Genomic DNA, 19,540 nt, shown 5'->3' with positions numbered 1-19,540 from the left:
ATTCGCCATCTCTGTACACCGATGGGGGGATGCCGGCCAGCGGCCGGCACCACCCCGGGGCGGTGCCGCTGCCTCAGCGTAGCTGGCTCTCAGCGAATTCCCAGTTGACCATCTGCCAGAACGCGTCCAGATAGCGCGCGCGATCATTCTGGTAGTCGGTGTAGTAGGCGTGCTCCCAGACATCGCAGCACAGCAGCGGCGTGCTTTCACCCGTCAGCGGCGTGCCGGCATTGCGGGTCGCCTGGATGCCCAGCTGTCCGCCCGGATGCTGCACCAGCCACACCCAGCCGGAGCCGAACAGGCCCAGCGCGGTGCGGTTGAATTCCTCGCGCAGGCGCTGCACGTCGCCGAACTGGCGCTTCACCAGCTCGCCCAGGCGACCCTGCGGTTCGCCACCGCCACGCGGTCGCAGGCACTGCCAGTAGAAGCCGTGGTTCCACGCCTGGGCGGCCGCATCGAACAGCTTGCCCTGGGCCTGGCGGACGATCTCTTCCAGTGACGCGTCTTCCCACTCGGTGCCGAGGATGCCGGCATTGACCGCATCCACGTAGGCGCGATGGTGGCGGCCGTGGTGCAGCTCCAGGGTCTGTGCGGACAGGTGCGGCTGCAGGGAGCCGGAAAGGTAGGGCAGGGCAGGCAATTCGACAGGCATGGACAGGTTCGTGGCCAGAGGGGCGGCGGCAGCCGGTTCCATCCGCTTACAATGGCGGCTACCGTGGGCAGTCTAGCCGACCACCGCGGTCGGTTTGTCCGGCGAAGCAAGGAGTGAGGTTGTGGCGGTAATGCAGCAAATCCAGGCCGAGGTCGATCGTTACCCGCTCGTGCTGTTCATGAAGGGTACCCCGCAATACCCGATGTGCGGTTTCTCCAGCCGCGCCGTACAGGCGTTGATGGCAGCCGGCGCGGTCACCCTGCGCACCGTCAACGTGCTGGAAGAACCCGAGATCCGCGCCAACCTGCCGCGGTTCTCCAACCTGCCGACCTTCCCGCAGCTGTTCATCAATGGAGAGCTGATCGGCGGCTGCGACATCGTCCTGGAACTGTTTGAAGCCGGCGAGCTCAAGCGCATCGTCGAAGAGGCGACCCAGGGATGAGTGCCTGGCCATCGACGTCACCGACCAACGGGGCGCTCGATGGCCGCCCGTTGCAGGATCGCGTGGTGCTGGTTGCCGGCGCCGGCGGTGGGCTGGGCAGTGCGGCGGCCGTTGCCGCCGCCGCCGCCGGGGCCACCGTGGTCCTGCTGGGCCGCAAGCCGCGCCGCCTGGACCGTGTCTACGCCCAGGTCCAGGCCGTCGGCCCGGAACCGCTGCTGTATCCGCTGGATCTGGAGGGTGCGGGCCCCGACGACTATGCCGAACTGGCCCAGGCCCTGCAGCGCGAGCTGGGGCGCCTGGATGGAGTGCTGGTCTGTGCCGCCCATTTCCCCGGATTGACCCCGTTCGAACTGGCCGACCCGGCCAGTTTCGCCCGTGCGGTGCATGTCACGCTCACTGCCCCGGCGTGGCTGGCCCAGGCCTGTCTGCCGCTGCTGCGGCAGCGCGAGGACGCGGCCCTGGTGTTTGCGGTCGATGCCTCCGAACGGGTGGGGCAGGCCTATTGGGGGGGATACGGTGTGGCCCAGCATGGCCTGCGCGGGCTGATCACCAGCCTGCATGACGAACTCGGCCGCAGCCCGGTGCGGGTCAGCGGCCTGTATCCGGGCCCCCTGCGCACGGCGCTGCGCGCCAGGGCCTATTCCGTCGACCAGGACCCGGCCGCCCGGGGCCCGGAGGCCGCCGCTGCGGCGGCCGTGACCCTGCTGTCCAGCGCTGGGCTTGCCTGGCGGGGCCGGATTCTCGACGCCAGTGAGGCGCCCCTGCCGGAATGAGGCCGGGGGAAAGGCGGAGTGAAGATCCCGTCACGATTGCGTTGCGATCCGGTGCCGTTTGTCGCACAACCGTCACATTGATGGCGTAGCGTGTTAATCTAGTGTTAACCGTTGTGGCTGCCTTCAGCCAAGCGGTAGGGAACCCCAGATAAATCTCCGACCAGCCACCCGCAGGGCTGTTTGGATGCGCTTTTTTTCCGCCATCGCCAACTCGCATCGAGGCTACCGAAAAATGACCCACCCACTCCGGATGTCCAAGCTCACCCTTGGTCTCGTGGCTGCGCTCGCCGCCGCTCCCGCCTTCGCCCAGAGCACCTCTGCCGGTGTCGGCGGCCAGGTGATGTCCGCCGCAGGCCAGCCTGTCGCCGGCGCTGAAGTCACCATCACCCACACCGAGTCGGGCACCGTTTCGCGTGCCACCACCGATGCGTCGGGTCGATACAACGCGCGCGGCCTGCGCGTGGGTGGTCCGTACACCATCACCATCACCAAGTCCGGTGAAGGCACCAAGACCGAAGAGGGTGTCTACCTGAACCTGAACCAGGTCAACACCGTCAACGCCAACCTGGGCGGTGACCTGGCTGCGACCAACCTGGACGCGGTGAACGTTGTTGCGACCGCCGGCGGCCTGGACCTGTTCAGCGCCAACAAGATGGGCACCGGCAGCAACGTGACGCGCGAAACGATGGACGCGCTGCCGTCGGCCAACCGCAACATCCAGGACTACATCCGCCTGGACCCGCGCATCTCGCAGGTCAGCAAGGCTGACGGCGCGATCTCGGCCGGTGGCCAGAACACCCGCTACAACGCCATCCGCATCGACGGCATCAGCGCCTCCGATCCGTTCGGCCTGGGCTCCAACAACCTGCCGACCGAGCGTCAGCCGGTGTCGATGGATGCCATCCAGGAAATCAACATCGACCTGGCCAACTACGACACCACCATCGCCGGCGGTACCGGTGCGGTGATCAACGCCGTGACCAAGTCGGGTACCAATGAGTTCCACGGCACCGTGTACGGCTCGTACCGCGACAAGGACATGGTCCGTTCGCGCCTGGAAGGTGACAAGTCGGACTTCAATGGTTTCAAGGACGAGAAGACCTACGGCATGACGTTCGGCGGTCCGATCCTCAAGGACAAGCTGTTCTTCTTCACCAACTATGAAAAGTACGAGCGTAGCGGCGGCGGCGTGAGCCTGAGTGACAGCCCGTACAACAAGGATCCGTCCAAGGGCGGCATCAGTGACGCCGACATCTCGGCAGTCCAGAAGCGCATGAGTGATCTGGGCTATCCGGTCGGCGGCGTTGACGGTCTGAACAACAAGACGACGATCGAAGAGTACGCCGTCAAGCTCGACTGGAACATCAACGAGAACCACCGTGCGGCCCTGCGCTACAACAAGATGAAGCAGGACGTCGTCCGCTTCCCGCAGGTCAGCAGCAGCGCGCTGTCGCTGAGTGACTTCTGGTACACCCAGCCGACCCAGTACGAAACCTGGATGGGTGAACTGTTCAGTGACTGGTCCGAGAACTTCTCGACCGAGTTCAAGGTTTCGCACAAGGACTACTCGTCCAATCGTGTCGCGGCTTCGCACCTGCCGCAGATGCGCGTGCGCTTCGGCAACAACTCGCTGTACCTGGGCACCGAGCAGAACACTCACACCAATCTGGTCGAGTCGAAGGAACTTAGCGCCTTCGGTGCCGGTACCTGGTACATCGGTGACCACACCGTCAAGTTCGGTTTCGATTACACCGACAATAACCTGATGAACTTCTACGGCCGTAATCTGTACGGCGCGTACGACTTCCGCGACTTGGCGTCGTTCCTGAAGGGTACCGCCAACGGCTACCAGCTGCGCGTGCCGCGTCCGGGTGGCAGCTTGGATGATATTCCGGCCAAGTTCCATCTGAAGAACACTGGCCTGTTCATCCAGGATACCTGGGCGATCAACTACAACCTGAGCCTGATGTTTGGTGTCCGTCTTGATATCCCGGACTTCACCAGCCAGAACAAGTACAACACCGACATCCAGTCGCGCTACGGCTACGACAACACCAAACTGGTGGACAAGAGCCTGTTCCAGCCGCGTGTTGGCTTCAACTACACCTTCGACAGCGATCGTCCGACCCAGCTGCGCGGTGGCGTTGGCTTGTTCGGCGGTGCAGCACCGAACGTGTGGCTGGCAGGTGCCTACCAGAACACCGGTCTGAACTACGTCGAGTACAACGTCAGTGGCAACCCGGGTGGTTTCAGTGCTGATGCCGACAATCCGTTCATTCCGGATCCGTCGAAGATCATTGCTCGCCAGAACGTGGACATTATCGCTCCGGGCACCCGCCTGCCGTCGGTGTGGAAGGCCAACCTGGCGTTCGACCATGAGCTGCCGTGGTACGGCATCGTGGCGTCGGCTGAAGTGCTGTTCACCAAGGTCAAGGATGGTCTGTACTTCGAACGTCTGGACCTGACGGACGGCAAGGGCAAGGGTGCGACCTTCGTTTCGGCGCAGGACGGTCGTGAGCTGTACTGGAACCCGGCAGGTCTGAATCAGGCCAACAGCAAGATCGACAGCCGTTCCGGCGACAACCTGGGCATGGAGAACGGCACCAACGGCGCGCTGAACCGCGCCAACCGTCCGAACAACATCGGTGACGTGATGTTGCTGCGCAACACCGACAAGGGTCGTGGCAGCCAGGCTACCTTCTCGCTGGCCAAGCCGCTGACCGAGAACTGGGGCTGGTCGCTGGGTTACACCTACACCCAGTCGAAGGAAGTTAGCCCGCTGACCAGCTCGCAGAACACCTCGAACTGGAACAACACCCAGATCCTGAACGCCAACGAGAACATCGCGTACAACTCGCGCTATGCAATCAAGGACCGTATCACCGGCACCCTGGAGTGGAAGCACAACTTCTTCGGTGACAACGCTACCCGTATCGGCCTCTTCTACGAAGGTCGCTCGGGCCGTCCGTACAGCTACGTGTTCTACAACGATGCCAACGGCGACAGCGCCATCGGCAACGATCTGTTCTACGTGCCGAAGGGTGTGGGCGACGTGCTGTTCACTGGCGGCGCAACGATGGAGAAGAAGTTCTTCGATTGGCTGGCGCAGAACCCGGAACTCGAGGCCTACCGTGGCAGCGTGGTCCCGGCCAACTCGCACCGCGCCAAGTGGGTCAACAGCTTCGACGTTCGTATCAGCCAGGAATTCCCAGGCTTCGTGAAGGGTCACAAGGGTGAAGTCGCCCTGGACATCATGAATGTCGGCAACCTGCTGAACAAGAAGTGGGGCCTCATTGACGACTACGGCTTCTATGCAACCCGCCGCGTGGGCAACTTCGCAGGTATCGATCCGGCCACCGGGAAGTATGTGTACTCGTTCACCGGTGCGGATGATTCCTCGATCCAGGAAAACAACAATGACAAGGGCAACACTGCCGTGTCGCGTTGGTCCATGCAGCTGACTGTGAAGTACAAGTTCTGATCCGTCAGAGCTTGATGATGTAAACGGAAACGGCCGGGGAAACCCGGCCGTTTTCCGTTCAGGCGAAAGTCCTTGCAGGCCACTCTGCATCGGCGTAGCATCCAGAAATGTGCGCGGTGCCAACGCCGCCGATGCGGTCCCGGAAAGGCGAACGCGGGGAGCACACATCCAACGGTCGGGCTTCCCGGCCGTTTTGCTTTTTAAGGGGGCGGCAGTACAGTCGGAAACCTTGAAGGAAGCAAAAAATTGGACATGACCACGAACGAAAAATCAGCCCGCGCACTGCCAGTGCAGGACGCGCGGATCTACCCGCGCGGTGGGCTGGATGTGCTGTCGCGGGCCGAAGTGGCCCGCTTGCGCGATGCCTCTGCCGGCGGCATGCACGAGCTGCTGCGCCGCTGCGCGCTGGCCGTGCTGACCAGCGGCAGTGCCTCTGACGATCCTCGCGCGGCGCGCGATCTGTATCCCGATTTCGACATCCAGGTGGCGCAGCAGGATCGCGGCGTGCGCATCGACCTGGTCAACGCACCGGCCATGGCCTTCGTCGATGGCGAGATCATCCGCGGTGTTGCCGAACTGCTGTTCGCCGTGGTGCGTGACCTGGCCTACATGGCCATCGAGATGGGCCCTGCCTACGCGGCCGAGCTGGAGTCGTCCGAGGGCATCACCAACGCGGTGTTCGGCCTGCTGCGCAATGCGCGCATCCTCAACCCGGGTGACCCGAACCTGGTGGTGTGCTGGGGCGGCCACTCGATCTCGCGCGACGAGTATCTGTACACCAAGCAGGTGGGCTATGAACTGGGACTGCGCGGCCTGGACATCTGCACCGGCTGCGGCCCGGGCGCGATGAAGGGTCCGATGAAGGGTGCCACGATCGCACATGCCAAGCAGCGCCGTACCGTGACGCGCTACATCGGCCTGACCGAGCCGGGCATCATCGCCGCCGAGTCGCCGAACCCGATCGTCAACCACCTGGTGATCATGCCGGACATCGAGAAGCGCCTGGAGGCCTTCGTCCGCATCGGCCACGGCATCATCGTGTTCGCCGGTGGCGTCGGGACCGCCGAGGAGATCCTGTACCTGCTCGGCATCCTGCTGCGCGAGGAAAACAAGGACCTGCCGTTCCCGCTGATCCTGACCGGACCGACCGTGGCGGCGCCGTACTTCGAGCAGATCGACCGCTTCATCCGCCTGACCCTGGGTGACGCGGCCGCCGAGCGCTACGAGATCATCATCGGCGACCCGGTGGCGGTGGCGAAGAAGATGGCCAATGGCATCAAGCGCGTGCGCGAGCACCGCCTGGCGCAGAAGGACTCGTTCTTCTTCAACTGGTCGATCGAGATTCCGTGGGAGTACCAGCAGCCGTTCGTGCCCACCCACGAGGCGATGGCCGCATTGGACCTGCACCACGGGCGTGCGCCGCATGCGCTGGCGGCCGACCTGCGCCGCGCGTTCTCGGGCATCGTCGCCGGCAACGTGAAGGAAGACGGCATGCGTCGCATCGAACAGTTCGGACCGTTCCAGATCCATGGCGACCCGGACATGATGCAGGCGCTGGACGCGTTGCTGCGCGCTTTCGTCGAGCAGCGCCGGATGAAGATCTCCGGCGAATACCAGCCCTGCTACCAGGTGCTGGCCTGAGCCCGGGCCGGTGCGATGGGGATCGCGCCGGCCGGGGTGGGAAGGTGCGGGTCGTCAAGGCTTTGACGCCCGTCGCCCTGGATTGACCGTTCATCCTGCCGCCGCTTGCCGGTGGCGGGACGATGGCCCATCGTGGCCATCAACACGCTGGGGAGCGTCCAATGTCTTTGCGCCGGCAAAACGGCTTCACGCTGGTCGAGTTGATGATCACGCTGGTCATCCTGGTCATTCTGGCCAGCATCTCCTATCCCAGCTTCCGCACCGCGATGCGCTCGAACCGGCTGACCACCACGAACAACGAGGTGATCGGTCTGTTGTCGCTCGCTCGCAGCGAGGCCATCCGCAACCGCCATGGTGGCGGGGTGTGCGGCAGCAGCAACGGCACGTCCTGCGATGGTGAGTGGAGCAAGGGCATGCTGGCCTGGGGCGACGCCGATGGCGATGGCTCCGTCAGCGGCAGCGAAAGCGTGCTGCGCTTCTCCAAGGGCAGCAGCAGCCTGGCGGTCGAGGCTCCCAGCCCAACCGTCATCACCTTCGATTCCCAGGGACGCCGCCGCGCGTCCGCCGACCAGGTCGTGAGCCTGGTGCCGCAAGGCTGCAAGACGGGTGACCCCATGCGGACCCTGACCGTCCTGTTCTCCGGCCAGGTCCGCTCCACCGCAGGAACCTGCAAATGAAACGTCGTCGTTCCGGCATGGGCGGGCCTGCCCGCAGTCGTGGCTTCAGCCTGATCGAGGTGCTGATCGCGCTGCTGGTGCTGGCGTTCGGCCTGCTTGGCTTTGCGCTGCTGCAGACCATGAACGTGCGGTTCGTGCAGAGCGCCAGCCAGCGCACCCAGGCCACCAGCCTGGCCTACGATCTGATCGAGCTGATGCGCGTACAGCGCAGCGAAACCCTCAACGGTGGCGAATACACCAAGGCCTCCTTCACTGCCGGCTCGGTCACCGCGCCGGCTGGCCCCTGCACCTGGCCCAACAGTGCCGACGTGACAGCCTCCAAGGCGAACGTGGCGCGCTGGCAATGCCAGGTCGTCAAGGTGCTGGGAGGCAAGGCCAGCGCCAACGTGACCGTCAATGATGGTCTGGTCACGGTGGGCATCGGCTGGGGAGACGAGCGATGGAACGCAGCCAATCCCGACAGCATCACCACGTTCACCCTGGTTACCCGTCTATGAAGCGCGCGCCTTCCGCTGCCAGCCATGCGGCTGGCCTCTCGCTGGTTGAACTGCTGATCTCGCTGGTCATCGGCCTGGTGCTGATGCTGGGCGTGACCCAGATCTTCATGGCTTCGCGGGCGGCCTCGCAGCTGTCCGAAGGTGTCGCGCGCACCCAGGAGAACGCCCGATTCGCGTTGGAGTTCCTCGAGCGCGACATCCGGATGGCCGGGCACATGGGCTGCGTGAATGACCAGGCGCACCTGGTGCGCGCCCAGGACAGTGTCAAGGTCAACATTGCCGGCGTGAAGTCGGGTGATGGCAGCCCGATGGACTTCTCGGTGCCGATCCAGGGTTACGAGGCACAGGGCACCGCGCCTGGCAACAAGCTGACCCTCGGCGCAAGCTGGGGGGCTGCCGGCAGCACGCCGTCGGCGATCACCAATCTGAAGCCCAAACCGCTTGGCGGCAGCGACATCATCGTGATGCGCTACCTTGCGCCGGAAGGCTCGCCGGTGCTGTCCATCGGCTCCGGTACTTCGCCGGACATCACGATCGCCAGTGACGCGGCGGCCCGCCTGTCGGCCGGTGCCGTCACCACGCCCTCGGCGTTTGCCGTGGCCGATTGCAGCAAAGTGGACGTGTTTGCCGGAAAAATCGCCGGCAGCACGATCACGGCCAGCAAAGCCGATCTCTCGGCGTATTCGGCCAACAACGCGGTGACCATGGTCTATCGGGTGGAATCGATGGCGTACTACGTGGCAACGAATACCGCCGGCGAACCCGCGCTGTACCGCGCGCGTGGCGCTGGCGACAACACGTTCGCCACCGGTGAGGAGCTGGTGGAGGGCATTGAGAGCCTGCAGTTCCTCTACGGCCAGGATACCGAGACGGCGATCAGCAGCACCGCGCCGCCGACCGGGGTAATCGCCTTCCAGAAGACTGCCAGCGGGGTCAGTACCGGTACCGATGCCGCCGCTGTCGCTGCGTGGCGACGGGTTGGCCTGGTGCAGTTTGGACTGCTGGTGCGCAGCCCGCAGCGCGCCGCGGCCGAGCAGGCCAATACGGCCGTGGCCCAGCTGGGCGTGCTCGGCGTTGGCTTCAATCCGCCCACGACCTACGACGATCGTTACCGTGCCTCCTACGAGGTGTCCGTGGCACTGCGCAACCGACTGTTCGGGAACTGACCCATGAAGCCCTCCGTCTCCCGTCGATTCCAGGGGCGTACGCAGCAGCGCGGTGCGGTGCTGTACGTGGCTCTGATGCTGTTGATCCTGCTGTCGCTGATCGGCGTGGTCGGCATGCAGGTGGCGAGCATGCAGGAGCGCATGTCCTCCAACTACCGGGCCGCCAACGTGGCGTTCCAGGCCAGCGAGCGGGCGGTCCGTGACGCCGAGCGGTCGATCGAGGAGATCGACAACAATACCGGCGACGGCGGCTCGTTGAAGGCTGACGCCATCAAGCGCATCTGCGATGACGGCTTCGATCCCACCCGCTGGGTGGGAGAGCAGAAACTGTCGGCGGCGCCGGTGGTCAGCGTGCGCCGCATCGACGCCTGCATCCAGGGCGAATCGACGCTGGGCATGGGCACGCCGGAAAGCGAAGAGCCCACCCGCGTCTACCAGATCACCGCGTTCGGCTCCGATCGCGATGCCGCCACCAGCAACGAGGGTACTTCCTCGGCGGCTGTCGACACTGTTTTCAAGCTTTGAGGAACCCGGTCATGGCGACCCGAAAGATCAAGATCCTGGCCGGCTCCGGGCTGTTACTGGCGGTGGCTGGCGGCACCTGGCTTGCGATGAACCTGTTCGCCGCGCAGGCGCAGGGCACATTGTCGCAGCACCCGATGAACCTGAAGGTCTCCGCGCCGCCGTCATTCATCATGGCGGTGGATGATTCGGGTTCGATGACCTTCCAGACCCAGTTCCCAGGGCAGGATGGAACGGCGTGCTGGAACTATGCCCGGCAGAGCTTCTTCAGATCCAAGGGTGTACTGAACACCGTTGACGACATCATCAGTGGCTACGATCGCTATGGAAATCCCATCTATGGCGCGGGTGAGTGCGACTACTTCTATGTACTGCCAGGTGCCCGAATCAACGACAACAGCGGCATTCCCGCGCTGGACGTATTCGGGTTCGCGCGATCGGCCGCCTACAATCCGGCGTACTACGATCCGAACATCAAGTACGAGCCTTGGCTGAACATCGTCAAGGAAGAGGTCGTGTCCTATCCTCAGGCCAATACGACAGCCACCCTCATTGATCCGCGTGACACGGGTAATTCGCTGTCGCTTGCTGCGAGCTACCTGGGTAAATCCAGTTGGGATGTCCAACGGATGCAGAAGGGCATGGTCGCGCCGCAGGGGCAGGCCTATGCGAATGTGACCCGATACGAGGATCGCTCGGGGAACGTAACGTATACATTCGGTAGCGAAAACAGCAATGGCAATAGCGCTGGCCGAAGCTGGACTTCGGCGGATTACGCATCTCTCAGGTACGTTCCGGCAACATTCTTCATGCCCTACAGCAGTGATGCGGACCCCCGTCCCCAGCTGCCGGGGACGACCAATGCATATGCGGGCGTGAAGCGCACCAGAATTGCGGGTGCCTGTGGCCCAGGCTGTGACATGTGGAAGTATGTCATCGCATCCGGTGATGCCGCCGCGCTCCAGAATTTCGCCAACTGGTACTCCTACTACGGTAACCGAAACCGCGCGATGATCGCTGGCATGACGCATGCGTTGAACGTCAACGACATGTATGTCGGCTACTTCAAGATCAACGACTTCCTGAAGTACAACAGCTCGTCGGATGATGCGAAGCGTCTCGCGATCCAGGACATGAGCCTGATCTCGCAAAAGGCGAAACTGTACAGCGACATGATTGCGCTGACCGCCAATGGCGGTACGCCCAACCGAAATGCGGTCAATGCGGCCGGCCTGCAGTTCATGCGAACCGACGATGCGGCCCCCATCAAGCTTTCCTGCCAGAAAAACGCGGTGATGCTGTTCACCGATGGCTATAGCAACAACGGCAACGGGTTCCCATCGAGTTCGATTCCCACCCCAGGGAACATTGACGGTGCCATGGGTGCCCCGTTCAAGGACAGCAACTCGGATACGATGGCTGATATCGCGGCGTACTATTACGTCAATCCGTTGCGCACCGATACCGCGATGCCCAAGGGCAATGTGCCGGTGCCGGAGCAGTGCGCGACCAGTACCGACAAGTCGCTGGACTGCAACAAGAACCTGCATATCAACTTCTACGGGATCACCCTGGGTGCGCGTGGCAACCTGTTCGATCCGGACAAACAGCAGAATCCGTATACCGATTCGGCCATCTACAACAACTGGCCGCCACGTCAGAACAACAACCCCAGCACCGTGGATGACATCTGGCACGCCGCGACCAATACCCGCGGTGAGTACATCAACGCGCGTACTCCGGCAGACATCACCACGGCCATGCGCCGGGTGCTCTCGTCGGTCACCTCCGGGCCAGCGCCTTCGGGCAGCCAGGGCCTGACCGGCGCGCGTATCGGTACCGGGTCGCTGGCGGTCACGCCCCAGTTCGAAGTAGCCAACGAGGAAACCGATTGGTTCAGCCGCCTGAAGGCATCCGCGCTTGCGGTGAACGACAAGACGCAGCAGACCGAGTACACGCAGGTGTGGGAAGCGGCGGAGAAACTGGGGGCGCAGCGTTCGCGCACCATCGTTGCCACCAAGGGCAACGCTGCAGTTGACTTCAGCAGCACCAACATCGCGTTCACCGACCTCTGCAACAAGGATGAGAAGCAGTATCCGGGCATTGCGCGCTGTTCCGCGACCGAGGCTGAAAAGCTGGGCGGCGACATCGCCACGGCCATGGCTTATCTGCGCGGCGACGCATCGCGCGAAGTACGCAACTCGGGGGGCATCTATCGCACCCGTACCACCGTGCTGGGCGACATCGTCAATTCCAGCCCGGTGATCAGTTCGCCCCGCGACGACTATGGCTACCAGCGCATCAGCACCGCTATGGCGACCTCGTATGCCACGTATCTGACCCGCAAGCGCAACAATGGCCGCTACATGGTCTATGTCGGTGCCAATGACGGCATGCTGCATGCCTTCGACGGTGGCATGAACGGCAATGGCGTAAGTGACGGTGCCGGTGGCAGCGAGACCTTCGCCTACATCCCTGGAACCGCGCTGGGCCACATGGCCAACCTGCTGTATCCCTACGTGGCGGCCAACAAGTCCGACCAGCGCTTCCGTCATCGCTACTACGTGGATGGACCGATCGCGGTGGCGGACGCGCAGATCGGTGGCAACTGGGCCACGGCACTGGTCGGTACGGCCGGCGCCGGTGGGCGCTCGGTGTTCGCGCTGGATGTAACCACGCCGTCCAGCTTCGGCACCGGCAATCGCCTGTGGGAAATCAGTGACGTGGCGCCGGGGCTCGACAGCACCATCAAGGCGAACATCGGCCATGTCCTTGGCAAGCCGGTGATCGTGCCGGTGAAGGAAGGGACCGGGGTGGCGTGGAAAGCGATCTTCGGCAACGGTTACAACAGCCTCAGCCGCAAGGCCGTGCTGTTCGTGGTCGACCTGGGATCGGGCGCGGTGCGGATGATCACTGCTACCGAGGCCGCAGCAACTGCACCCGCCGGTGACAATGGCCTGGGCAACATCGTGGCTGTCGACCGTTGGCGCGCCGACAGCGCCGGTGGGACGGGGCGTGTACGTGGCCGTGACGGCCTGGCGGACACGATCTATGCGGCCGACCAGCGCGGCGCGCTGTGGAAGTTCGACCTGGAAAGCACGGCGACCTCGGTCACCACGCCGGTGTTCACCACGGCGCGCCAGACCAACAACAACAACCAGGTGTATCGCCAGCCGATTACCGGTGGCATGACCGCCGTGACCGGACCCGGTGGTGGCGTGATGCTGGTGCTGGGTACCGGCAGCTTCTCCTTCGACAATGACCCCCAGGATCTCACCGCGCAGTCGCTGTACGGTGTCAACGACACCAGCAAGGACCAGCCGGAGGCCACGATCGTGCCCGCCAATCTGCTGGCCTATACGGTGACCACCACCAACAAGTTGCGCACGGTCACGGCCACGCCCTTCTCCGGGGCGGCGCGCGGATGGAGCATTGCACTGCCCGGCGCAGGTGAACGCTTTGTTGGTAATCCTGCCGTGGCGTCGGGAACGGTGTTCATGCCGACCTACATGCCTACCGCGGGTGGCCGTGGCTGTTCGACCGAGGGAAGCAACTGGCTGTTTGGCCTCAATCCGATCTCGGGTGTTGCATCGCTGGAGCAGGCGCGGGTCGGGTCCATTACCGGCACGCCCTACGGAGCGGGCACGGCTGGCGTGAGTCTCGACACCGGCGGCACCGCACCGGTGAAGGACGTCAATGTCTCGGTGATGCCGCGCCTGGCAAAGGGTGCCGATCGAGGCGGACGTGCCTGCTGGATGGCGGTCAACGTGGCGGGTGCTCCGACGATGTACGTGCCTTATCCCTGCGGTCGCCAATCCTGGCGCCAGATCCAGTAACGAAGACATGCCCATGAGCCTGAACACTCTTTCCAGTACCCTGCGTCGTCCCGGCAAACAGCACGGTTTCTCCCTCATCGAACTGATGATCGTGGTGATCGTGCTCGGCATCCTGGCCGCGATTGTCGTTCCGTCGTACCAGCAGTACATCCGCCAGTCGCACCGGGGCGTGGCCAAGGCGGACCTGGTGGAATACGCGCAGCGTGCTGAGCGCTACTACTCGGTGAACAACACCTACTCGGGCTTCGCGCTGCCCAGCAAGGTGTCGCCGCGCGAGGGCGGGACCACACGGTACGCGATCACGTTCGATGGCAAGGCGTCCTCGTTCACGCTGACTGCGACGCCTCAGGGCAACCAGACCAAGGACAGCTGCGGGACGCTGAGCGTGGACCAGGCCAACCGCAAAACGGCCAGCGGCACGGTTTCCGATTGCTGGTAAATCAGGTGTTGATCTTTCTCTGAACGCCCAGTATAATGCGCCTCCCCGCCCGAATAGCTCAGCCGGTTAGAGCACTTGACTGTTAATCAGGGGGTCGTTGGTTCGAGTCCAACTTCGGGCGCCAGATACTGCAAAAGCCGCGAGAAATCGCGGCTTTTGTCGTTTTGGCCCGTCAGCAGGGAAGGGTGCGGTCGACACGCTCGCTGCGGATGCGGCCGCCGTTGTTGATGACCAACCTGCCATGCAGCCGGTCTCCTGCGCAGATGCGCAGTGTCAGATTGGCACCGGGACTGCGCCCGTCAGGCTGGAAGAACAGCAGCGGCCGTCCACCGCTGGCCTGGGCGACGATGGCGATGTCGGTCCGGCCTTGATGGTGGATCAGGATGTCCTGGGCGGATGCTGGTGTCCCCCGGTGCCTGCCGCTGCGATAGATGATCCACCCTGCGCTCCAGTCGCGGGAGCACTGCTCACCGTCGTCGCTGGCGCACAGCCCGATCAGTTCGCGGCGCTTCAGGGCCTCGCTTCTGGCGCTGGAAAGACTGGCATGCAGGGTCAGCTGCAGGGCGTCGGCGCGTTGCCGCAACAGCACCGGGCGCAGGGCCGGCCAGCCCACGGCCAGCAGAACGGAAAGGATGGCGATCACCACCAGCATCTCGACCAGATGCATGCCGCGTGATGCTGAACGACAGTGGGCGGGAGTGCGATGCATGGCATCAAGCCTCGCGCCGCAGCGGGACGGCCGCCATCAGGCACTGCCGCGCCCGCCTGCCCGGAAAGCCCTCAGCCGGCCGTCACCCCTTGCCCCGTATACTTGTCCTTCCCGGGAACTGGCAACACCATGAGCGACCGTTTCGAACTCGTCTCGCCGTATTCGCCGGCGGGCGACCAGCCTGATGCCATCGCGAAGCTGACCAGCAACTTCGAGGCGGGCATCGCCAAGCAGACCCTGCTGGGCGTCACCGGCTCGGGCAAGACCTACACCATCGCCAACGTCATCCAGAACGTGCAGAAGCCGACGCTGATCATGGCACCGAACAAGACGCTGGCGGCGCAGCTGTATGGTGAGTTCAAGGCGTTCTTCCCGCACAACGCAGTCGAGTATTTCGTCAGCTACTACGACTACTACCAGCCGGAGGCCTACGTGCCTTCGTCGGACACCTTCATCGAGAAGGACAGTTCGATCAACGAGCACATCGAGCAGATGCGGCTGGCCGCGACCAAGACCCTGCTGTCGCGCCCGGATGCGATCGTGGTGGCCACGGTGTCGGCGATCTATGGCCTGGGTGCGCCGGAGGACTACCTGTCGCTGCGCCTGATCCTGTCCAAGGGTGAGCGCATCGACCAGCGCGACCTGATCAATCACCTGACCCAGCTGCAGTACACGCGCAATGAGTACGAGCTGCAGCGCGGCACGTTCCGCGTGCGTGGCGAAGTGATCGACGTGTTCCCGGCCGAGTCGGACAGCGAAGCGCTGCGCATCGAGCTGTTCGACGGCGAGGTCGAGAAGATCACCCTGTTCGACCCGCTCACCGGTGAGACGATGCGCAACATGCAGCGTTTCACCGTCTACCCCAAGACCCACTACGCCACTACCCGCGAGCGCGTGCTGGCCGCGGTGGAAACGATCAAGGTGGAGTTGAAGGAGCGGCTTGAGCAGCTGTACGCGGAAAACAAGCTGGTGGAGGCGCAGCGCCTGGCACAGCGCACGCAGTTCGACATCGAGATGATGGCCGAGGTCGGGTTCTGCAACGGTATCGAGAACTACTCGCGGCACCTGACCGGCAAGAACGCCGGCGAGCCGCCACCGACGCTGTTCGACTACCTGCCGCCGGACGCGCTGCTGGTCATCGACGAATCGCACGTGACCATTCCGCAGATCGGCGCCATGTTCAAGGGCGATCGCTCGCGCAAGGAGACCCTGGTCGAGTTCGGATTCCGCCTGCCGTCGGCACTGGACAACCGACCGCTGCGTTTCGAGGAATGGGAGGCGCGTTGCCCGCGCGCGATCTACGTGTCCGCCACGCCGGGCCCGTATGAGTACCGCGAGGCCGGCGACGAGATCACCGAGCTGGTGGTGCGCCCGACAGGCCTGATCGATCCGGTGGTGGAGATCCGCCCGGTGGGCACCCAGGTCGACGACCTGATGAGCGAGGCCAACGCGCGCATCAAGGCCGGTGACCGAGTGCTGGTCACCACGCTGACCAAGCGCATGGCCGAGAACCTCACCGAATACCTGACCGAACACGGTATCCGCGTGCGTTACCTGCACTCGGACGTGGATACGGTCGAGCGCGTGGAGATCATCCGCGACCTGCGCCTGGGCAAGTTCGATGTGCTGGTGGGCATCAACCTGCTGCGCGAAGGCCTGGACATGCCCGAGGTGTCGCTGGTGGCGATCCTCGACGCCGACAAGGAAGGCTTCCTGCGCTCCACCGGTTCGCTGATCCAGACCATCGGCCGCGCCGCCCGCAATGTGCGCGGCAAGGCGATCCTGTATGCGGACAAGGTGACCCGCTCGATGCAGGCAGCGATCGACGAGACCGACCGCCGCCGCGCCAAGCAGGTCGAGTACAACGAAGAACATGGCATCGTGCCGCGCTCGGTGGCGCGCCCGATCGTCGACGTCCTCGAAGGTGCGCGTTCGGATGCGGCGGAGAAGGAAGCCAAGAAGGGCAAGGGCAAGGGCAGGGCGGGTGTTGCCGAGGACGGAGCCGATTACCGTTCGCTCGGTCCGGCCCAGCTGGCGGCGCGTCTCAAGGCGCTCGAACAGCAGATGTACCAGCACGCCAAGGACCTGGAATTCGAGGATGCCGCACGGGTGCGTGACCAGATCCGGCAGCTGAAGGAAGCGAGTCTGGGCTGAACGCGGCGGTGCAGCATCTTCTTCACAAAAGTGTTGCGCTTCACGGCCGGCATCCGTAATATACGCGGCCTGCACCGACGCAATCGCGGACGTTCAGAAGCAAAAACGGGCGGTTAGCTCAGCGGTAGAGCACTACCTTGACATGGTAGGGGTCACAGGTTCGAACCCTGTACCGCCCACCACGAAGTCTCCGGAAGGAGGCTGTCGTGAACTGAAGAGCCCGGCCCTGGCGCCGGGTTTTTACGTAGCAGGGCCAGCTTTCGGGCGGCAAGAACAAGATGGGCGGTTAGCTCAGCGGTAGAGCACTACCTTGACATGGTAGGGGTCACAGGTTCGAACCCTGTACCGCCCACCACCTGGCTCCCGGCATTGCCGGTGCAGCGGTGGATCACGATGAAAGCCGGCCCTGTGCCGGCTTTTTCGTTTGCGACGGTCGCCGGTGCCCCAGGTCAGCGCTGGGCAACCCATTCGTCGATGCTGATCATGCGCTGCAGCCGCCAGTGCCCGTCCACGCGTTCCCAGACCTGCGCGAAACGTGCTGAACCGGCCTGATGCTGCTGGCCGCCTGCAGGCAGGCGCTGGTTGCCCACGCGCAGCACGCGGTCCTGGCGCAACCGGTACAACTGCAGGGCCGTCGGCTCCGGTGTCTGGTCATGTGCCGGGGGCACGCCCGCCTGCCCGACGTCGGCCTGCAGGATCTGGCTGCGCAGGGAGGCATCCCCGGCGTCGGCATCGCGGCCGAACAGGCCAGCGCACAACAGCAGCAGGGCAAGCATCGGCATGGCACGGTGCTCCGGAGAAGGGAGTCCAGCGTGGCACTGCCCCCCGCACTGTGAAACCGGTATGCGACGAAAGCCGGAAAAGCGCCCGCCAAGTCGCTGCGGGAAGGATGAATCCGGGCCAGGAAGTGCCGGGCCGCGCTTCAAGGCGGCCCGGCGTGGTGGGCCACTGCGGGGTGGCCCGGTCATGGCCGCGGCGCTGGCTCAGCTCCGCGGCGGGTGTGGCAGGTCAGCGATGCCGACCCCATGCACGGATCCGGTTACAACGGATCGCAGCACAGCAGCTGGCCGTGCTTGCCCGCGTTGCCGAACGGGCACTGCGGGTGTGGTTCGCAGCCCGGTGCATATCCGGTCTTGGGCGAGACGGCGAAGGCCTGGCTGGCGCCGAAGGCCATGGCCGCGACAACGACGATACCGGCGACGGACGAAAGCACTTTCTTTCCGATCATGTGTATCTCCTTGGTTGGCGTTGTGGAGTTGCAGTTGCCGAAGGCACGGGAGTGCCGGTTGTGGCGCGAATGCGGTAACAGGGGGCCGCGACGCAATGCGCGGCACGCGGGATCAGGGCAGCGCCGGCTTCGGTGCGAGCGACGCGACGGCAGCCTGCACGACCTGGGCGTCGAGCTGGCCGACATGCTTGTAGGCAACGCGGCCATCGGCAGCCAGCACCATCAGCATCGGCGTGACGGTGGCGCGATAGCGCGTGGACGCGGCGGCTTCGTTGTCGATGGCGATCGGGAAGCGCAGTGCATGTTTGCCGGCGTAGTCCGCCAGCTGGTCGTATGGCGGCATGCCGACACCGACCAGTTCGCTGTTGCCGCGGGCCGCAGCGATCTGTTGCAGCTGCGGTACCGAGGCCAGGCAGTAGCGGCATGCGGTGGAGAAGAAATAGAGGATCTGCGGAACCTCGCGGGCACCGCCGATATCGACGAAGGTCTGCTGCGTGGTGCGCAGCGCCAGCGCATCCGGGCGACTACCCAGTTCGAGGCCATGTGCTGCAAGACGCATGTCCTGCAGCTGCGTGGCCATCTGCTCATTGATCTGCCGCAGCTGGCGGTTCTGCCATCCGAGCGCGATGACCAGCACGGACAGCAGCAGGGCGACAACGGGGAACAGGACGCGCTTGAGCATCGATCATCCTTGAACACAGCGTTGGGTCGAACATACCCGAACTGGCGCGCAGGTTGTTAAGCGGATGTTCCCGGCACATCCTCCGACGGAGCGCATGTACTAGAGTTGTGCCCGCGCAGGCATGCGTGCATGCCCTCCACCCATCCCCAGGATCTTTCAACGATGAGCGATCATGTGCCGGTTTCCAGGCCCAATCCGTTCTTTGAACTGCTGTTCGGCGGCAACATGCTGGAAGGTACGTTCAAGGCAGTGATCTGGGTCGCCCTGTTGTCCGCTGTGCTGGCCTGGACCACGTTCCGCTGAGCGGGGGCGCGGCACTGCCGCCGCGTTGCGGCAGGCCGGTGCTCAGGCGCTGAAGGCCTGGCGCAGGCTGCGCAGGGTGGCCTGCCGGTGCTCTTTCGCGCTGGCCTCGCCCATTTCCAGTTCCTGCAGGCGCAGCCCGACCAGGGTCATCGAAAGCGCGTATCCCCGGGCTGCGTCGGCAACGCGCGACTGGCCGAGCGCGCGACGTGCAAGCGCGCTTACGTGCTCAAGGTCGGGCATCAGGCCAAGGTAGACGCGTTCGGCGCTGTCCAGATCGGGGGCTCGCAGGATCGCGTGTGCTTCGGAGGTGGGGGAGACGGAGGCCATGGGGAGTCCTT

18 protein-coding genes and 3 tRNA genes are annotated in these 19,540 nt (G+C 64.2%); 15 read left to right on the top strand and 6 right to left on the bottom strand.

Going from position 1 to position 19,540, the window contains the following annotated elements:
* Window positions 1-73: 73 nt before the first annotated feature.
* A complete protein-coding gene (locus tag AC5P9L_RS02170) occupies window positions 74-652 on the bottom strand; it encodes a superoxide dismutase (protein ID WP_032966020.1) in 579 nt (192 codons plus the stop codon).
* Between the two features lie 121 nt (window positions 653-773).
* On the opposite strand from AC5P9L_RS02170, the gene grxD reads away from it, so the two are divergent.
* The 11 genes from grxD (at window position 774) to AC5P9L_RS02115 (ending at window position 14,250) form a co-directional block, all read left to right on the top strand.
* On the top strand, window positions 774-1,094 hold the full coding sequence (gene grxD, locus AC5P9L_RS02165) for a Grx4 family monothiol glutaredoxin (RefSeq protein ID WP_005408852.1): 321 nt from the start codon (window positions 774-776) through the stop codon (window positions 1,092-1,094).
* On the top strand, window positions 1,091-1,867 hold the full coding sequence (locus AC5P9L_RS02160) for an SDR family NAD(P)-dependent oxidoreductase (RefSeq protein WP_005412811.1): 777 nt from the start codon (window positions 1,091-1,093) through the stop codon (window positions 1,865-1,867). The genes grxD and AC5P9L_RS02160 overlap by 4 nt, the downstream gene beginning before the upstream one ends.
* A gap of 232 nt (window positions 1,868-2,099) precedes the next feature.
* Window positions 2,100-5,348, top strand: coding sequence for a TonB-dependent receptor (locus AC5P9L_RS02155; RefSeq protein WP_080101792.1), 3,249 nt, complete (start codon window positions 2,100-2,102; stop codon window positions 5,346-5,348).
* Window positions 5,349-5,600: 252 nt separating this feature from the next.
* On the top strand, window positions 5,601-6,989 hold the full coding sequence (ppnN, locus tag AC5P9L_RS02150; RefSeq protein ID WP_005408855.1) for a nucleotide 5'-monophosphate nucleosidase PpnN: 1,389 nt from the start codon (window positions 5,601-5,603) through the stop codon (window positions 6,987-6,989).
* A 161-nt stretch (window positions 6,990-7,150) separates the two neighbouring features.
* Window positions 7,151-7,666: a GspH/FimT family pseudopilin gene (locus AC5P9L_RS02145; RefSeq protein WP_005408856.1), complete on the top strand. Its 516-nt coding sequence runs from the start codon at window positions 7,151-7,153 to the stop codon at window positions 7,664-7,666.
* Window positions 7,663-8,163: a type IV pilus modification protein PilV gene (gene pilV, locus AC5P9L_RS02140; RefSeq protein WP_005408857.1), complete on the top strand. Its 501-nt coding sequence runs from the start codon at window positions 7,663-7,665 to the stop codon at window positions 8,161-8,163. The genes AC5P9L_RS02145 and pilV overlap by 4 nt, the downstream gene beginning before the upstream one ends.
* Window positions 8,160-9,329 (top strand): PilW family protein, encoded by a 1,170-nt coding sequence (locus AC5P9L_RS02135; protein WP_005408858.1) that lies wholly within the window; start codon window positions 8,160-8,162, stop codon window positions 9,327-9,329. The genes pilV and AC5P9L_RS02135 overlap by 4 nt, the downstream gene beginning before the upstream one ends.
* A gap of 3 nt (window positions 9,330-9,332) precedes the next feature.
* Window positions 9,333-9,854: a pilus assembly PilX family protein gene (locus AC5P9L_RS02130; protein ID WP_005408859.1), complete on the top strand. Its 522-nt coding sequence runs from the start codon at window positions 9,333-9,335 to the stop codon at window positions 9,852-9,854.
* 11 nt (window positions 9,855-9,865) lie between these two features.
* Complete coding sequence (locus AC5P9L_RS02125) at window positions 9,866-13,687, top strand: pilus assembly protein (RefSeq protein ID WP_111118097.1); 3,822 nt, start codon at window positions 9,866-9,868, stop codon at window positions 13,685-13,687.
* A gap of 13 nt (window positions 13,688-13,700) precedes the next feature.
* Window positions 13,701-14,126, top strand: coding sequence for a type IV pilin protein (locus tag AC5P9L_RS02120; RefSeq protein ID WP_062607567.1), 426 nt, complete (start codon window positions 13,701-13,703; stop codon window positions 14,124-14,126).
* A gap of 47 nt (window positions 14,127-14,173) precedes the next feature.
* Window positions 14,174-14,250: transfer RNA gene (locus AC5P9L_RS02115), tRNA-Asn, on the top strand.
* Window positions 14,251-14,298: 48 nt separating this feature from the next.
* Here the strand turns inward: AC5P9L_RS02115 and AC5P9L_RS02110 are convergent.
* Window positions 14,299-14,835: a GspH/FimT family pseudopilin gene (locus AC5P9L_RS02110; RefSeq protein WP_099470581.1), complete on the bottom strand. Its 537-nt coding sequence runs from the start codon at window positions 14,833-14,835 to the stop codon at window positions 14,299-14,301.
* 129 nt (window positions 14,836-14,964) lie between these two features.
* Between AC5P9L_RS02110 and uvrB the strand changes: the two genes are divergently transcribed.
* The 3 genes from uvrB (at window position 14,965) to AC5P9L_RS02095 (ending at window position 17,344) form a co-directional block, all read left to right on the top strand.
* On the top strand, window positions 14,965-16,989 hold the full coding sequence (gene uvrB, locus AC5P9L_RS02105) for an excinuclease ABC subunit UvrB (RefSeq protein WP_005408863.1): 2,025 nt from the start codon (window positions 14,965-14,967) through the stop codon (window positions 16,987-16,989).
* A 107-nt stretch (window positions 16,990-17,096) separates the two neighbouring features.
* Window positions 17,097-17,171 (top strand) — tRNA-Val (locus tag AC5P9L_RS02100).
* Window positions 17,172-17,269: 98 nt separating this feature from the next.
* Window positions 17,270-17,344, top strand: a tRNA-Val gene (locus AC5P9L_RS02095).
* Between the two features lie 94 nt (window positions 17,345-17,438).
* On the opposite strand, the gene AC5P9L_RS02090 is transcribed toward AC5P9L_RS02095, so the two are convergent.
* The 3 genes from AC5P9L_RS02090 to AC5P9L_RS02080 all read right to left on the bottom strand — a co-directional run bounded on the left by AC5P9L_RS02090 (window position 17,439) and on the right by AC5P9L_RS02080 (window position 18,899).
* Complete coding sequence (locus tag AC5P9L_RS02090; protein ID WP_005408864.1) at window positions 17,439-17,771, bottom strand: hypothetical protein; 333 nt, start codon at window positions 17,769-17,771, stop codon at window positions 17,439-17,441.
* 257 nt (window positions 17,772-18,028) lie between these two features.
* Entirely contained in the window at window positions 18,029-18,217 is a 189-nt protein-coding gene (locus AC5P9L_RS02085; RefSeq protein ID WP_005408865.1) for a hypothetical protein, read from the bottom strand.
* Window positions 18,218-18,329: 112 nt separating this feature from the next.
* Window positions 18,330-18,899, bottom strand: coding sequence for a TlpA family protein disulfide reductase (locus tag AC5P9L_RS02080; RefSeq protein WP_005408866.1), 570 nt, complete (start codon window positions 18,897-18,899; stop codon window positions 18,330-18,332).
* Between the two features lie 162 nt (window positions 18,900-19,061).
* Here AC5P9L_RS02080 and AC5P9L_RS02075 point away from each other — a divergent pair, with 162 nt between their 5' ends.
* Window positions 19,062-19,202 carry a hypothetical protein gene (locus tag AC5P9L_RS02075; protein WP_005408867.1) on the top strand — a complete coding sequence of 47 codons (141 nt, stop codon included), beginning with the start codon at window positions 19,062-19,064 and terminating at the stop codon, window positions 19,200-19,202.
* A 42-nt stretch (window positions 19,203-19,244) separates the two neighbouring features.
* Here the strand turns inward: AC5P9L_RS02075 and AC5P9L_RS02070 are convergent, their stop codons facing one another.
* Window positions 19,245-19,529, bottom strand: a complete 285-nt coding sequence (locus AC5P9L_RS02070; protein WP_005408868.1) for a hypothetical protein — start codon at window positions 19,527-19,529, stop codon at window positions 19,245-19,247.
* Between the last annotated feature and the right edge of the window lie 11 nt (window positions 19,530-19,540).

The organism is Stenotrophomonas sp. YJH_SMC_64 (assembly GCF_059371375.1).
This window is presented reverse-complemented; position numbering and strand designations above follow the sequence as displayed.

Coding starts and splice junctions, on each gene's coding strand:
- AC5P9L_RS02135 (WP_005408858.1), top strand. CDS start 8,160: ATGAAGCGCGCGCCTTCCGCTGCCAGCCATGCGGCTGGCCTCTCGCTG.
- AC5P9L_RS02145 (WP_005408856.1), top strand. CDS start 7,151: ATGTCTTTGCGCCGGCAAAACGGCTTCACGCTGGTCGAGTTGATGATC.
- AC5P9L_RS02160 (WP_005412811.1), top strand. CDS start 1,091: ATGAGTGCCTGGCCATCGACGTCACCGACCAACGGGGCGCTCGATGGC.
- AC5P9L_RS02075 (WP_005408867.1), top strand. CDS start 19,062: ATGAGCGATCATGTGCCGGTTTCCAGGCCCAATCCGTTCTTTGAACTG.
- AC5P9L_RS02090 (WP_005408864.1), bottom strand. CDS start 17,771: ATGCCGATGCTTGCCCTGCTGCTGTTGTGCGCTGGCCTGTTCGGCCGC.
- AC5P9L_RS02085 (WP_005408865.1), bottom strand. CDS start 18,217: ATGATCGGAAAGAAAGTGCTTTCGTCCGTCGCCGGTATCGTCGTTGTC.
- AC5P9L_RS02130 (WP_005408859.1), top strand. CDS start 9,333: ATGAAGCCCTCCGTCTCCCGTCGATTCCAGGGGCGTACGCAGCAGCGC.
- pilV (WP_005408857.1), top strand. CDS start 7,663: ATGAAACGTCGTCGTTCCGGCATGGGCGGGCCTGCCCGCAGTCGTGGC.
- AC5P9L_RS02120 (WP_062607567.1), top strand. CDS start 13,701: ATGAGCCTGAACACTCTTTCCAGTACCCTGCGTCGTCCCGGCAAACAG.
- AC5P9L_RS02110 (WP_099470581.1), bottom strand. CDS start 14,835: ATGCATCGCACTCCCGCCCACTGTCGTTCAGCATCACGCGGCATGCAT.
- AC5P9L_RS02170 (WP_032966020.1), bottom strand. CDS start 652: ATGCCTGTCGAATTGCCTGCCCTGCCCTACCTTTCCGGCTCCCTGCAG.
- AC5P9L_RS02155 (WP_080101792.1), top strand. CDS start 2,100: ATGACCCACCCACTCCGGATGTCCAAGCTCACCCTTGGTCTCGTGGCT.
- AC5P9L_RS02070 (WP_005408868.1), bottom strand. CDS start 19,529: ATGGCCTCCGTCTCCCCCACCTCCGAAGCACACGCGATCCTGCGAGCC.
- ppnN (WP_005408855.1), top strand. CDS start 5,601: ATGACCACGAACGAAAAATCAGCCCGCGCACTGCCAGTGCAGGACGCG.
- AC5P9L_RS02080 (WP_005408866.1), bottom strand. CDS start 18,899: ATGCTCAAGCGCGTCCTGTTCCCCGTTGTCGCCCTGCTGCTGTCCGTG.
- AC5P9L_RS02125 (WP_111118097.1), top strand. CDS start 9,866: ATGGCGACCCGAAAGATCAAGATCCTGGCCGGCTCCGGGCTGTTACTG.
- uvrB (WP_005408863.1), top strand. CDS start 14,965: ATGAGCGACCGTTTCGAACTCGTCTCGCCGTATTCGCCGGCGGGCGAC.